Source organism: Desulfotignum balticum DSM 7044 (assembly GCF_000421285.1).
Taxonomy (GTDB): Bacteria; Desulfobacterota; Desulfobacteria; order Desulfobacterales; family Desulfobacteraceae; genus Desulfotignum; species Desulfotignum balticum.
The window spans coordinates 3544106-3557485 of sequence record NZ_ATWO01000001.1 but is presented as its reverse complement, the minus strand read 5'-3'; the positions used below and the strand labels follow the sequence as shown (position 1 = coordinate 3557485).

13 protein-coding genes are annotated in these 13380 nt (G+C 54.5%); 1 reads left to right on the top strand and 12 read right to left on the bottom strand.

The features are described 5' to 3' along the window. Nucleotides 1-151 precede the first annotated feature (151 nt). The 8 genes from K365_RS0117970 to K365_RS0117935 form a co-directional block, all read right to left on the bottom strand. The gene (locus K365_RS0117970; RefSeq protein WP_024335700.1) at nt 152-703 is read right to left on the bottom strand and encodes a hemerythrin domain-containing protein; all 552 of its coding nucleotides are present in this window, start codon (nt 701-703) and stop codon (nt 152-154) included. Nucleotides 704-849: 146 nt separating this feature from the next. Continuing rightward, nucleotides 850-2493 (bottom strand): hydroxylamine reductase, encoded by a 1644-nt coding sequence (hcp, locus tag K365_RS0117965; protein WP_024335699.1) that lies wholly within the window; start codon nt 2491-2493, stop codon nt 850-852. A gap of 131 nt (nt 2494-2624) precedes the next feature. Next, entirely contained in the window at nt 2625-2747 is a 123-nt protein-coding gene (locus tag K365_RS29145) for a hypothetical protein (protein WP_268870654.1), read from the bottom strand. A gap of 86 nt (nt 2748-2833) precedes the next feature. Beyond that, the gene (locus K365_RS0117955; protein ID WP_024335698.1) at nt 2834-3373 is read right to left on the bottom strand and encodes an HPP family protein; all 540 of its coding nucleotides are present in this window, start codon (nt 3371-3373) and stop codon (nt 2834-2836) included. 24 nt (nt 3374-3397) lie between these two features. Beyond that, nucleotides 3398-3991, bottom strand: a complete 594-nt coding sequence (locus K365_RS0117950; RefSeq protein ID WP_024335697.1) for a CBS domain-containing protein — start codon at nt 3989-3991, stop codon at nt 3398-3400. 10 nt (nt 3992-4001) lie between these two features. Beyond that, nucleotides 4002-7154: an efflux RND transporter permease subunit gene (locus K365_RS0117945; RefSeq protein WP_024335696.1), complete on the bottom strand. Its 3153-nt coding sequence runs from the start codon at nt 7152-7154 to the stop codon at nt 4002-4004. Continuing rightward, nucleotides 7151-8530 carry an efflux RND transporter periplasmic adaptor subunit gene (locus tag K365_RS0117940; RefSeq protein WP_024335695.1) on the bottom strand — a complete coding sequence of 460 codons (1380 nt, stop codon included), beginning with the start codon at nt 8528-8530 and terminating at the stop codon, nt 7151-7153. The genes K365_RS0117945 and K365_RS0117940 overlap by 4 nt, the downstream gene beginning before the upstream one ends. After that, nucleotides 8527-9147, bottom strand: coding sequence for a TetR/AcrR family transcriptional regulator (locus tag K365_RS0117935; protein WP_245569202.1), 621 nt, complete (start codon nt 9145-9147; stop codon nt 8527-8529). The genes K365_RS0117940 and K365_RS0117935 overlap by 4 nt, the downstream gene beginning before the upstream one ends. Nucleotides 9148-9335: 188 nt before the next feature. Here K365_RS0117935 and K365_RS0117930 point away from each other — a divergent pair, with 188 nt between their 5' ends. Then, nucleotides 9336-9548: a hypothetical protein gene (locus K365_RS0117930; RefSeq protein WP_006968643.1), complete on the top strand. Its 213-nt coding sequence runs from the start codon at nt 9336-9338 to the stop codon at nt 9546-9548. 101 nt (nt 9549-9649) lie between these two features. Here K365_RS0117930 and K365_RS0117925 read toward each other — a convergent pair whose 3' ends face one another. The 4 genes from K365_RS0117925 to fdhD all read right to left on the bottom strand — a co-directional run bounded on the left by K365_RS0117925 (nt 9650) and on the right by fdhD (nt 13337). Next, nucleotides 9650-10030 (bottom strand): pyridoxamine 5'-phosphate oxidase family protein, encoded by a 381-nt coding sequence (locus K365_RS0117925; RefSeq protein ID WP_024335693.1) that lies wholly within the window; start codon nt 10028-10030, stop codon nt 9650-9652. 104 nt (nt 10031-10134) lie between these two features. After that, the gene (locus K365_RS0117920; RefSeq protein ID WP_029725513.1) at nt 10135-12015 is read right to left on the bottom strand and encodes an SLC13 family permease; all 1881 of its coding nucleotides are present in this window, start codon (nt 12013-12015) and stop codon (nt 10135-10137) included. Then, entirely contained in the window at nt 12016-12528 is a 513-nt protein-coding gene (locus K365_RS0117915; protein ID WP_006968640.1) for a ferritin family protein, read from the bottom strand. It lies immediately after the preceding gene. Continuing rightward, entirely contained in the window at nt 12525-13337 is an 813-nt protein-coding gene (fdhD, locus tag K365_RS0117910) for a formate dehydrogenase accessory sulfurtransferase FdhD (protein WP_169432961.1), read from the bottom strand. The genes K365_RS0117915 and fdhD overlap by 4 nt, the downstream gene beginning before the upstream one ends. Nucleotides 13338-13380: the final 43 nt, after the last annotated feature.

Here is a 13380-nt window from a genome sequence, read left to right as displayed (position 1 = left end):
TCTCGATTTCCTGAATTTTTTTCACCGAACTTGTCAGACCCGAACTTCCCACGATCAACGGATTTTGAAGATCAAGGCCCATATATTGAACAGACAGGTCCATTCTCCCTCCTTATGTTATTTGAAATAACCGGTGCTAAGAAATGAAAAATCAGTCCAGATAGATTTGCGTCAATTCATCGATCATCTGATGAAAGGCTTCATGTTTGCCCGTGCCGATTCTTTCGGTTTCAAGGGTGTCAAAGTCCTGATACAGTTTCTCATCGATTTCCCGGGAAAAACGGGCTTCTCCCATGGGATACAGAATGTTGTTTTCTTTGTAGATGTGGTCGAGCATCAGCAGGATGTATTGTTCGCATTCATCGGCCAGGGCTTCGGATACAGCGGTGTCCCCGGACTGGAACCGGGCAAATTTCCGGCGGATGGCTTTGATATGGCCCCGGCCGGTGGTGTGTTCCGACAGCATGGCTTCAATGGGTCCCTGCCTGGGAATGCCGGCCTGTTCCATGGCTGGAAACAGCAGGTCTTCTTCTTTCCCGTGATGGCATTTGTCCACAAATATTTCAAAAAATTCCAGGATTCCCTCAAAATGGCCGGTGTCAATGGTTTGATTTGATTGAAGGGATTCACACATTTTTCTGAGCACACGAAATACGATCTTTATTCCTTCATGCTCATTTTTCAGCTGGTCCGTGGATTTCATGGGTGGCTCCTTGGGAAGGGATTATTATTTTTCTGCCGGGTCTGACGGTTGAATCAAAAAATGTCTGAAGGCAACAGGCTGAATGTTTGACCGCCGCTTTTTTGTTGGCGGTCAAACATTCAAAGGTTTTTCAACGATGGGCCGGATCAGTGGCCGGCCATCATGGCGGCGATGTCTTCGTCTACATCCCCCGTGGGTTTGATGTCAAAGTTTTCCACCAGCACGTTGAGCACGGTGGGAGACACAAATGCCGGCAGCGTAGGCCCTAAGCGGATGCCTTTGACGCCCAGGTGCAGCAGGGCCAAAAGCACGGCCACGGCTTTCTGCTCATACCAGCCGATGTCAAAGGAGATGGGCAAATCATTGATATGGCCCACACCGAATGCCTCCTTGAGCTTCAGGGCGATGACGGCCAGGGAGTAGGAATCGTTGCACTGGCCTGCATCCAGGACCCTGGGAATACCGCCGATGTCTCCCAGATCCAGTTTGTTGTACCGGTACTTGGCGCATCCGGCTGTAAGGATCACGGTGTCTTTGGGCAGGTTTTTCGCCACTTCCGTGAAGTATTCCCGGTTTTTCATGCGGCCGTCGCATCCGGCCATGACAATGAATCGTTTGATGGCGCCGGATTTCACCGCTTCCACCACCTTGTCGGCCAGGGCCAGGACCTGGTTGTGGGCAAATCCACCGACGATGGTACCGGTCTCGATCTCCTGGGGGGCCTGGCATTTTTTGGCGCATGCAATCACTTCAGAAAAATCCTTGGTTTTGCCGTCTTCACGATCCGGGATATGGGTCAGGCCGGGATAGGACACCACGCCCGTGGTGAAGATGCGGTCCTGATAAGTGTTTTTCTTTTTAATGGGAATAATGCAGTTGGTGGTCATGAGAATCGCACCGTTGAAGGTTTCAAAATCCTCATTCTGGTGCCACCAGGAACCGCCGTAGTTGCCCTTGAGATGATCATATTTCTTGAAGGCCGGATAATAGTTGGCCGGCAGCATCTCGCCGTGGGTGTAGACATCCACGCCCGTGCCTTCGGTCTGTTTGAGCAGTTCATCCATGTCTTTGAGATCATGGCCGGAGATGAGAATACCGGGGTTGGCACCCACGCCCAGGTTGACTTCCGTGATTTCCGGATTGCCGTAGGCACCCGTGTTGGCCTGGTCCAGGGCGGCCATGGTGTTCACGGAGCACTCGCCGGCTTTCAATACCATGCCCACCATCTCGTCCACGGACAGGTCTTCCGTGGTGGAGGCCAGGGCATTGAGGATGAATTCATAGATCTCGTCTTTTTCCACGCCCAGAATAGCGGCATGGTCGGCATAGGCGGCAATCCCTTTCAGCCCGATAACGAGCAGTTCTCTTAAAGACCGCACATCTTCGTTTTCCGTGGCAAGCACACCGACTTTTTTGGCTTTTTCCTGGTATTCGGCCTCATTGTCTGAAAACCACACGGCGGCGTCGGGCAGGGCGCCGGCAGCTTTACCTTCCACTTTATCTTTGACCGTTTTTTTGAATTCCTGGGCTTTTTTGATCCACTTGACCAGATTGGCATCATTGAAGTTCACATTGGTGATGGTGGTGAACAACGCCTTGGTCACAAACCGGCCCGCTTCCCGGGTCAGGTCCACACCCGCAGCCTTGCCTTGCTTGGCCAGTACCGAGATGCCTTTAAGATTGAAAATCAACAGATCCTGGAGATTGGCCGTGGTTTCTTCTTTCCCGCACACGCCCCTGACGGTACATCCGGTGTTTTTGGCGGTTTCCTGACATTGAAAACAAAACATGGTGTTGCCTCCTCATTATATGTTGCGTTTAAGTTGCTGTCTGTGTCAACCGGTCATATGGCCTTTCCAGCCGGCTGCCCTTTACTTGGATGAAAGATAGTACAGATGAACGGTTAATTCCTTGATATGGATCAAGGTAGTATCATAATCTTAAAAATTATTTTTTTAAACTGTTTTTTGATATCTCCTTTAAACTGTTTTTTTGAACCACGAAGGGCACGAAGCGCACGAAGGATCATAGAAAGATCGCTCATTCCCTTCATTTCCAAACTTCGTGGCCTTCGTGTTCTTCGTGGTAGAATGCAATGGCCAATGTCTCGACACTATTAAGTGAAATTGTTTACCACCAGAACTCCGGATATTTTCTGGATTCGGCAATGTTGTTGACAACCAGTGCCACGATCAGCATGATGATAACGCCTGTGAGCACGGGAAAAAACACATATAAAAAACCTAAACGGTGAATTTTTTCACTGCCGATCACGGCAATCAGGGCCGTGGCCCCGCCCGGCGGGTGCAGGGTTTTGGTGGCGTGCATGGCGGCAATGGCCGTGGCCACGGCAAAGGCGGCGGCCAGCCAGGGAGCGGATCCCAGCATCTGCCAGGCCGCCACCCCGATGACGGCGGAGATCACATGCCCTCCCACCAGGTTTCGGGGCTGGGCAAGCGGGCTTCTCACGGCCCCGTAGATCAATACGGCCGAGGCCCCGAAAGACCCGATGAGAAACACCAGATCTCCGTCAGAAAAAAAATGGTAATGCAGCAAAGCCACGGGTATGATCCCCAGAAACGCCCCGAGCCAGGACCATGCAATTTCAGAAAATCCCACACCCGGCGGGCTCTGGCTGCCTCCTTTCATTTTTTGGAAAAATGCCGACACGATATCCCCCCTTTTTTTTACAGATTAACACATGGTCTGGATCAGATCGGATCTGGCAACGATCCCTGCCAGCCGTCCGGCGTCATTAATGACCGGGACCCGGTTGATGTTGTGGCGGTCCATGATATCTGCCACTTCAAACAGCGGGGTGGTGCCGGAGATGGTGACGGCAGGGGAAGACATGATCTCTCTGGCGGTCAGTTTTTTGATATCCGCAGCAATGCAGCCTTTTTTTTCCAGGCATTGCAGGATCACATGCATGAAGGAAGGAGATCCGCCCCCTCCCATTTTTGACAGAAAATCCTTTTCAGAGATGACCCCGGCAAGGGTGTGGTCCGGCTGGATCACGGGCATTCCGGAGATGTCATGGTCGGCCAGGAGCCGGACCACATCGGCAAGCGGTGCGGTTTGCGCAACCGTTACCACCTGGCTTGTCATGATCTGTTCCGCGGTGATGGCATGTTTCAGCCGGTGCAGGGCATGGTCGTAGGCCACCCCGTAGATCTCCATGAAATCGGACGGGGTGATGTCCAGGTATCCGGGGATTTTTTTCATGGCCCCGACAATGTCCTCGTCAGTAATGGTCTGCCGGCATTCATTGAACGCACTGAGTTTCATGGCTCCTCCTTTAGATATGTGAATGGTTTTTTTGTTCCGGTGGATGGGTCTTTCCATTATGCCGGGCATCCGGATTCACAGAGATGTTTTCCACGATGCCCAGATCGCCCAGAATCATATACATGCACGGAATGACCAGCAGCACCATGGTGGTGCTGGCCATCAGGCCGAATGAGGTGCTGATGACCAGCGGCACCAGGATCTGGGCCTGAAGACTTTTTTCAAGCAGCAGAGGCAAAAGTCCGGCGATGGTGGTGAAAGAAGTGAGCAGCACCGCCCGGAACCGGTCCTGGCTGGCCCGGGCCGCAGCCTCATAAATGGATTTGCCCTGTTCTCTGGCATTTTTTAAAAACAGCACCAGCAATATGGAGTCATTGACCACAATGCCCCCCAACGCAATGAATCCCAGCAGGCTGGGCATGGAAATGGGCACGCCCATCAGGCCGTGGCCCCAGATCACCCCGATTAAAGAAAACGGGATGGCCAGCATCACGATGACCGGTTCGGTAAAGGTTCTGAACTGAAAACTCAACAGAATAAAAATGCCGATAAACCCGATCATCATGGAGCGGAACATCGATTTCTGGGCATAGGTGGTTTCTTCCAGAGACCCGGCAATGGTCAGCCGGATATCCGGATATGTTTTAGTCAATTCCGGTTCATAGGTGTTGTTGAACCGGGCCATGAGTTCTTTGGTGTTGGCCAGGCGCGTATCCACATCCCCTCGCAGGGTCACGGCCCGCATGCCGTTGAACCGGGCGATCCTGGCCCAGTCCCGGTCCATTTCCCAGGTCATCACGGCAGGCAGGGGGATCCTTGTGCCGTCCGGACGGATCAGGTGAAAATCTTCCAAATGCTGCAGGCTGTTTTTGTCCATGTCCGCCAGCTGGACATCGATTTCATAGGCTTCAGGTCCCACCTGGATTTCATCGGCGGCAATGCCCTGGAATGCGGCCCGCAGCTGACGGCCCACCTCGGCCGCATCCAACCCCATGCCGTGGGCCCCGGGCTTGATTTTCATGCGCAGCTCGGGTTTTCCCGGCCGCAGGTCATCGGCCAGGTTCACCACCCCGTCAAACTGGTTGAACCAGGTTTTCAGATCGGTTGCCGCCTGTTTCAGCCGGTCCAGATCCTTGCCCCGCAGGCGGATCTCAATGGGCCGTCCGCCCGGGCCGAATCCGGGTTCGCTTAAGGTCAGACTGACCACGTCCGGCAGATCACCGATCTGTCTGCGCCATTCCGCCAGGTACGCGTCAATGGTGCCGGACCGTTTTTCCGCCGTGAGCAGGTCCACAAAAATGGTGGCCACGTGGGGACCGTTTTCAAAGGCCTCCGTATTGACGTTGAACTGGACATAGGTGTTTTCCACCAGATCCCGGCCGCCGGGCTGGGCAGAAGAAAAATGTGCGTTGGTACGGGACAGGGCATCCAGGATCCGGGCCACCGTGTTTTCCGTGACGGGCAGCGGGGTTCCCTGGGGCATCAGCAACTGGGCCGTGACCAGATTCCCTTCCAGTTCGGGAAATCCCTGGAACTTGATTTTTCCGGATGCCACCATGCCCACGGACAGAATCAGCAGACCCATCACCACGGTGACTACCAGATACCGCCAGATGAGCAGCACCCGGATGGCCCGTCCCAGCACCCGGGTGCGCACCCAGTCAAAAAACCGGTCAAATCCTTTGCGGAACCGGTTGGGCTGATTCAGGTCAAACTGATGCATGGCATGGTTCAGGTGCCGGGGAAGAATCCAGAACGCTTCAATGAGGCTGATGGCCAGCACCAGGATCAGCATCATGGGCACCACCTTGAGAACCCGGCCGATCTGGCCTCCGATAAAGGCCAGAGGACCCAGGATACAGATGGTGGTGATAAAAGAAGAGATCACCCCGGCACCCACTTCCCTGACCCCGTCCACGGCCGCGGTCAGGGGGGGCTTGCCGGTCTGGCGGTGGGCCATGATGTTTTCCGCCAGCACAATGGCATCATCCATGAGCAGGCCGATGGCCATGAGCATGCCCACCATGGTGAACATGTTGATGCTCAATCCCAGGTGCGGCACCAGGATAAACGCCCCGAGAAAGGAAACCGGCAGTCCCATCACCACCCACAACGAGATCCGGATGTTGAAGAACAGCCACATAAAGGCAAACACCAGCAAAATCCCCTGGATCCCGTTTTTCACCAGCATGTTCAGGCGGTCTGTGAGAATCTGTGTGTGGTCCTGGGTAAGGGTGAGGGTGACCTGGGGAAACCGGTCCCGCTCTTCAGATATAAACGCCGTGGCTTTTTGGGCCACCTGAACGGCATCCTGGGTCTTGGATTTTTCTATGGCCAGAAGGGCCTGGGGCTGCCCGTTCATCATGATTTTTTCTTCAGGAAACTCAAACAGGTCCGTTACTGTGGCGATATCCTTGAGGCGGATTTCGCCGCCTTCAGGGGTGGCGAAAATCACCAGGTTCTCCAAAGATGCCACGGTGCGGCGCTGGTCCACCAGCCTGAGCAGGATATCCCTTTCCCGGGTTTCCAGCAGGCCCAGCGGGATATCTTTGTTTTTGGCTGAGATCTGTTCCGCCACCCGGGCCGCGGTCAGCCCGGTTTTTCGCAAGGCGGCATCAGACAATGATATCCGCAGCTGGTGATCGGAAAACCCCTGGATGGTCACCAGGGCCACACCGGCTTCCTGGAGCCGGTCTTTGACATCTTCACAATAGGCTTTGAGATCCGGCAGGTCCATGGGGCCGGACACCAGCACGGACAGCACGGGATCGGTTCGGCCCAGCTCCTGTATCACCGGCAGTTCCACTTCTTTGGGGAAATCATCAATGGCATTGATCTGGGTATCGATTTCCCGGATAAATGTCTGAATATCGCCGACAGAAGCCATTTCAACCACAATGGCTGCAAAGCCTTCCCTGGCATCGGCCCGGATCTCTTTGACATAATTGATGCCGTCAATGGCGTTTTCCACCCGCTGGCAGATCACCTCTTCCACTTCTCCGGCCGTGGCCCCGGGGTATTTGATGCGGATCTCCACTTCCGTGGGGGCAAAATCCGGCTGGGTTTCTTTCAGGATATGGGGCAGGCTCAAAAATCCGGCAATGAGAAAAGCCAGCATCAGCAGATTGGCCCCGGTGGGATGGTCGGCAAAAAAGCGGATCATGGTGTGATGCCTTTTGCCCGGGCCAGGTGTTTCAGACGTTCCAGCAATGCTTCATCCATGACGGGCTGCACTTTCATGCCGACAATGGCAAATGCGGGATCCGACACCACCACCCGTTCTTTGCCGGACAGGCCGGATGCAATGATGACAAATTCGGACTGGGCAAACCCCACGGTCACTGGTTTTTTTTCCAGCCGGTTGTCCGTGCCCACCAGATACACGGCCCTGTCATGGACTGCCGTCCGGGGCAGCACCACCTGTCCGGGCCGGGGCGGTGCCGTCAGTGCCACATGGCAGAACATGCCCGGCATCAGGGGCGGACGTTGCCCCGGGATCGCATCCTCATAGGACCGGTCCACCACGGCCATCACCTGGATTTCCCGGGTGCCGGAGGCCACTGATTCTTTGAGCCGGTCGACCCGGGCCTCCCACGTGACAGACCAGTCCGTGTTCTGCAGGGTGACCTTGGCGGTGATGTTGCCAAACAACTGCCGGAAGATGTCTGTGTCCATTCCCGGACCCAAAAGCTGTGTTTCAAACTGGGTTCCCAGCAGATGCCGCAGGGTTTCCATGCGGAACCGGGCATTGATCTGGGTGGCATCGATGCCATGGGCCTTGAAAAGGGCCTGGCCCGCTCCCACAAACTGGTCGGGTTCGATATTCACATCCGCCAGACGGCAGTCAAACGGGGCATGGATCTGTGTTTTTTCCAGATCGATCTGTGCCTGTTTAAGGCTGGCCTGGTTCAGATCCAGGGCCGCACCCAGGGCCTTTCGCTGGGAAGGGATCAGGGCCAGGGTGTTTTTGAGGTGCTGCAATGCCTGTTTCTGGGCCAGAAAATTTTTTTCTTCCCGGTCCACCTCATCTCTGGATACGGCATTGCGAGAGACTACCTGCTGTTTTCGTTCCAGCATTTTTTGGGACAGGGCCAGAGACTGGGTTTCAATGGCCACCATCTGCCGGGTATTGGCTTCATTCTGATCCAGTTCTGCGATTTTTGCCCGGGTTTCCGCAATGGCCGCTTCCAGGCGGGCCTTTGTCAGGCGGTATTCCGTGGGATCGATGTGTACCAGCAGGCTGTCTTTTTTGATCAACTGCCCGGTCTGAAGGTTCGGGTGGGTGGTGATCACACGGCCTCTGACTTCAGATACCGCCTCCCATACCCGCACGGGTTCCGCCACCCCGTACCCTTCGGCCCGGGGTATCAGGTCCACCACGGGGGCCGGAATCACCCGCAGGGTCTGGACCGCTTCTGTGGCCGGTTTTTGCGACGGACCCGGTTTGTGGGTCACCAGATAAATCGTTATCCCCAATGCGGCGGCCACGGGCAACAGGACCAGCAGCACTTTTCCCAGTCTGTAAATGATCTGTTTCATGATGCCTCTTTCGGGATCTGCACGGCAATGCTTCGTTCATATGCCGGCCAGGCCGTGTTGATGTGGGCGGTCATATCAAAGTTTCCTTCTGACACATTCCATAGAACCACCGCCGGCATGATCATGCCCAAAAACATGACTGACGACGTGGCAGGGACCACCTCTTTGCGGAGGGTGCCGTCCTGGCGGCCGGATTCTATGATGAATTCAACCTCTTTGAGATAGGTGGTGATAATCTGTGCGACTTTGGCCTTTCGGTCGGGCTGTCCGTTGTATACGGCATCGGAAAACACCACATGGGGGATGGCCCGGTTTTCGTTGAGCATGGCAATATGGCGCGTGAAAAGGCGCTTGAGCTGTTGCAGCGGGTCTTGAGTCTGCTCCCGGACATGGGCCACATTGTCCAGCAGGCGTTGTTGGATCAGGTCCAGCACGGCATCGAGCACGGCATCCTTGCTGGCGAAATGCCGGTACAACGCCGAGGGTACAATCCCCACCCGCCGGGCAATGCCGGCAATGCTCAACCCTGAAACCCCCTGGTCATTGATCAGGTCAAGGGCGGCCTGGGTGATCTGTTCCTGGCGCTGTTGTGTGTCTGTTTTCCGGGCGGACATCATGGACTCCAATCAGAATTGTGATTCACAATTCACATTCTAGTGAGAGATTTGTTCATTGTCAAGTCATTTTGTCCAAACGCAGTTGCTTTCTTCGATATATGTATTATTGTTTTTGGTATCAAGCCGGTTGCAATTCAGACATGATGTTTGAATGAAACAGATGGTTTTAATTTTGAAAGGAGGACGCGATGGAATTAAGAAACTGTGTTCCCCAAAAAATGATGCAGTACTTATTTGTTGGATTTCTGGTGGCAGCAGCCGTTGCCATGACGATTGTCAGCCTCACCATTTTACCCATTGTCGGATTTGCCGTGGTCATTCCGATTGTGATTCTGGCCGTGTATGTGTTTCGTCTCCGGCTCAACAATCAATGCGAGATTGATGTGTCCAAAGATGTCTGATTGATCGAGTAATGTTTAAAAAAAATCCGGGAAATATTTTATATTATGACCGTCTCTTAAAATATTTCCCGGACAAATCATTTTGTAACAAAAGGTGACAGTTAGTCTGTGCTGTCACCGATCAACGGCAGTTGTTTTTCCAGGGTAAAGTACACCAGAAACCGGGGCTCCTGTTTGTCATCCGTGTATCTGCGGCGCTTTATTTTTCCCACCAGTTCCGGATTTTCCTCTTCTTTGACCTTTTTGAGAAACAGACGTTTGCCTTTGTAGCCCGGACCGTTTTCAATGAACAGAAATGTGGCGTGCGGGTTGGAGGTCAGGTTCTGATGGGTGAGCCGGTCCCTCATGATAAAGGCCAGTTGATCTGCTTCCAGAAAATGGGGACGGGAATAGATGGCGGCATCCACTTTGCCGCTGCTGTCTGCAGTAGCCAGAACGCCCGTGCCTTTGGTATTTTCAAAATAAAATTTCAATGCTTTCATGATCGCTCCTTTGACAGTGTTTAAAGTCATAAACAACAACCGGTCTGATAATCACAATAGTCATCCGGAATCATTTGTAAAGGAGCTGATTCCTGGCGGCCAATTCAGGCAGCCATGCCGTAGACGGCCCGGAACATGATCATGACCACGGCCATGAAGATCAGAGTCATGCCCGTGCCGGCCCGGACATAGTCCTTGACCCGGTAGCCTCCGGGCCGCATGATCAGGGCGTTGACCTGATGGGTGGGCAGGATAAAGGTGTTGGATGCGGCAATGGCCACCAGCATGGCCGCCATTCTCGGATCCGCCTGGCACTGCACGGCCATGTTCATGGCCAGAGGAATCATGAGCACCGTGGCCCCGATGTTGGACACAAACAGGGTAAAGGCGGATGTGAGAGCGCCTACCAGCAGGAACAAGGTCACGGGAGTGAGAAAATCATGCAGCATATGGGTCAGGCTGGTGGCCAGAAACCCGGCAGCTCCGGTGTTTTCAAAGGCAATGCCCAGGGGGATGAGCCCGGCCAGCAGAAACACCGTCATCCAGTCCACACTCCGGTAAGCCTGGTCCAGGGTCATCACCCGGGTGAGCACCATGCCCACGGCCCCGGCCAAAAGGGAGATGGACAGCTGGATATTGAACCCCAGGGCCAGAATCAGGGCCAGAACCAGGCAGCTCAGCGCCCTGAGCGCGTTTTCCGGATACAGAATTTCCCCTTTCAGATGTTCGGTAAATGCCAGGATGGGTTTCTGCTTCAGCAGGTGAAGTTTTTCCCATTCCCCATGCAGGAGCACGGCATCGCCGGGCTGGATTTTAATTTCAGAGATGTTTTCCAGAATGAGCTGGTTCTGACGATACAAAGCCAGAGGGTTGACCCGCAGTTTTTTGCGAAACCCGTATTCGTGAAAGGTTTTTCCCACCAGTTCGGATCTCGGCGTGACAATGGCTTCGGTGATGCCGGCATTGTCCATGGACAGCACCCCGGACAGGTCGTTGAGTTCGGATCGCAACGTCCACCCCAGGTCATCTGCCAGGTTCCGGGCGTGTTCTTCGTTGGCCACAATGCCTATCACATCAAAGGGTTCGATCACATCGGCCCGTCCGGGTTCAGTGACCCGGTACCGGCCGTTTCGCTTGGAAATGCACACCACCGTGGCATGGTATTTCGGCCGCAGTTCCAGTTCCTCCAGGCGCCGGGTGAAAAAATTGCCGGGCACGGCCAGTTCAAACACCTTGCTTACCTCCCGGCCGTAAGTGCATTCCAGGTCATGGTTCAACAGGTTGCAGGCATCTGCCATGGGTTCGGATCTGGGTAAAACCCAGCGCCCCAGAAAAATGAAATACACCAGGGCCGCCACCACCAGGGCGATGCCCATGGGGGCCACAAAGAACAGGGAAAACGGGGAATAAGGCTGATGGGCCACCAGCTCCGGGTTGGCATGCCACCAGGATCCGGCCAGGTCATTGAGCAGGATCAACGGACTGGAACCCACCAGGGTAATGCATCCCCCGATGACCGCAGCATATCCCATGGGAATGAGCACCTGGGAGATGGGCACGTTCAGCTGCCGGCACATGCGGTTCACGGCCGGCAGAAACAGGGCCGCGGCCCCGATATTCTGCATGAAACTGGAGATCACGGCCACGGTGCCGGCCACCAGAGTCATCATCCGGTTCCGGCTTTTCCCCGACAGCTTGATGATCTGTGCGGCCACCTGGTTCATCACCCCGGTCTTGTCCAGGCCGTGGCCGATAATCATGACGGCAATGATGGATACCACGGCATTGGAGCTGAGCCCGGAAATGGCTTGACCCGGGGTGACAAGACCGGACAGGGGCAGCAGTACCATGACCAGCAGCCCTACCATGTCCACCCGCACCAGGTCAAACGCGAACAGGAGAATGACACCTATCAGAAATCCATACACGACCAGCATGTTCCAGGTCATGCCGGGCGAAAGAAACGTCAGCAGATCAGCGGGCATTCAGTCTTCCATGTCGGTTTCCATGAAATTGAACCAGTACCCGTTGTTGGAGGCGAAATCCAGTTCGATCTGGACCACTTCCACATGGCGCTGCTCAATGTCATAGAATTTTTCCAGAATATCCCGGACCGGCCCGTGATCCACTTTCTGAATGGCATCCCGGTAAAACCGGCTGGTTTCCACTTCCAGGGACAAGGCCGCGTTCAGCACCCGTTTCAGATCCCCCAGGATGTCTTTAGGAATCTGGTCGGCCATCTGCTTGATTTTTTCAAAATCCCGGTCCGGAAAGGGAATCGAAGTGCCGGGTTTTTCCAGTTCCTGGTCTTTGTCATCCCTTAAAAGGGTCAGGCCGTGCTCCAGAAACGCCACATGGTTTTGTTCATCATCGGCCAGGGCCTGGAACAGTTCTTTCCCCCGGGGATCGTCAATGGTTTCCACGGCGGACCGGTAAAGATCCCGGATCTTTTTTTCATAGACCAGGGCCGTGGTGAAAATGTCTTGGGATGGTGTCATTTGTTGTCTCCATTTTCTAGGATTCTTTGGGCATGGGTAAACACGGCAAAATTGGTAGGTCTGACAAATCCCACCAGGGTGATGCCCATTTCTTTTGCCAGCAGGATGCTCTGGTGGGTGGGAGCGCCTCTGGATGCCAGGACCGGAATGTCCAGGCGCCGGGCCTTGTGAACAATTTCAGAAGAGATCCGGCCGGTGCAGGCCAGCATGACTTTGGCGCAGTCGGTTTTTCCCAGCAGCAGGGTGCCCAGCACCTTGTCCACGGCATTGTGCCGGCCGATATCGTCGATAAAGAAATCCGGGATCTGCCCTTTGATACTGGCGGACGCGGAATGAACCCCGCCCGTGATCCGGTGCAGGTCCGAACAGTGCTGGAGCCAGTGAATCACCGCGATAATGTCTGATCCATGAATCTGGACATCACTTTGAATGGGATGGCGGGATGACAGTTCCATCATGGAGGTGTACATCACCCCTTTGCCGCAGCCCGAGGTATACACCCTTTGTCCCAGCAGATCCGGATCCACCAGGTCCCTGACTTTAATGTCGGCCCGCCATTTGGTTTCATCCAGAGAAAAAGAGAGGATGTCGTCAGCAGATTTGATGAATCCGGAGGTGACCAGAAACCCGCAGGCAAACGCTTTGAGATGGGAGGGGGTGCACATGAGCGTGGCCAGTTCCCGGCCGTTGACATGAAAGGTCAAAGGGATTTCCGCCGCCACACGGGAAGCTTCCTCAGACAGTTCATTGTTCCGGTAGCGGGTGATGGTAAACGGGATCATTTCCCCTATGGGGGTGTCATCATGCATAATCAAAGTTCCTGTAATGGCCTGGTTGACGGCGGAGTTACCG

What these genes read in the sequence shown, in the direction of transcription:
- K365_RS0117920 (WP_029725513.1), bottom strand. Translation starts at nt 12,015, where the DNA reads ATGCCCGCTGATCTGCTGACGTTTCTTTCGCCCGGCATGACCTGGAAC.
- K365_RS0117925 (WP_024335693.1), bottom strand. Translation starts at nt 10,030, where the DNA reads ATGAAAGCATTGAAATTTTATTTTGAAAATACCAAAGGCACGGGCGTT.
- K365_RS0117930 (WP_006968643.1), top strand. Translation starts at nt 9,336, where the DNA reads ATGGAATTAAGAAACTGTGTTCCCCAAAAAATGATGCAGTACTTATTT.
- K365_RS0117950 (WP_024335697.1), bottom strand. Translation starts at nt 3,991, where the DNA reads ATGAAACTCAGTGCGTTCAATGAATGCCGGCAGACCATTACTGACGAG.
- K365_RS0117935 (WP_245569202.1), bottom strand. Translation starts at nt 9,147, where the DNA reads ATGATGTCCGCCCGGAAAACAGACACACAACAGCGCCAGGAACAGATC.
- hcp (WP_024335699.1), bottom strand. Translation starts at nt 2,493, where the DNA reads ATGTTTTGTTTTCAATGTCAGGAAACCGCCAAAAACACCGGATGTACC.
- K365_RS29145 (WP_268870654.1), bottom strand. Translation starts at nt 2,747, where the DNA reads ATGAGCGATCTTTCTATGATCCTTCGTGCGCTTCGTGCCCTTCGTGGT.
- K365_RS0117940 (WP_024335695.1), bottom strand. Translation starts at nt 8,530, where the DNA reads ATGAAACAGATCATTTACAGACTGGGAAAAGTGCTGCTGGTCCTGTTG.
- fdhD (WP_169432961.1), bottom strand. Translation starts at nt 13,337, where the DNA reads ATGCATGATGACACCCCCATAGGGGAAATGATCCCGTTTACCATCACC.
- K365_RS0117970 (WP_024335700.1), bottom strand. Translation starts at nt 703, where the DNA reads ATGAAATCCACGGACCAGCTGAAAAATGAGCATGAAGGAATAAAGATC.
- K365_RS0117945 (WP_024335696.1), bottom strand. Translation starts at nt 7,154, where the DNA reads ATGATCCGCTTTTTTGCCGACCATCCCACCGGGGCCAATCTGCTGATG.
- K365_RS0117915 (WP_006968640.1), bottom strand. Translation starts at nt 12,528, where the DNA reads ATGACACCATCCCAAGACATTTTCACCACGGCCCTGGTCTATGAAAAA.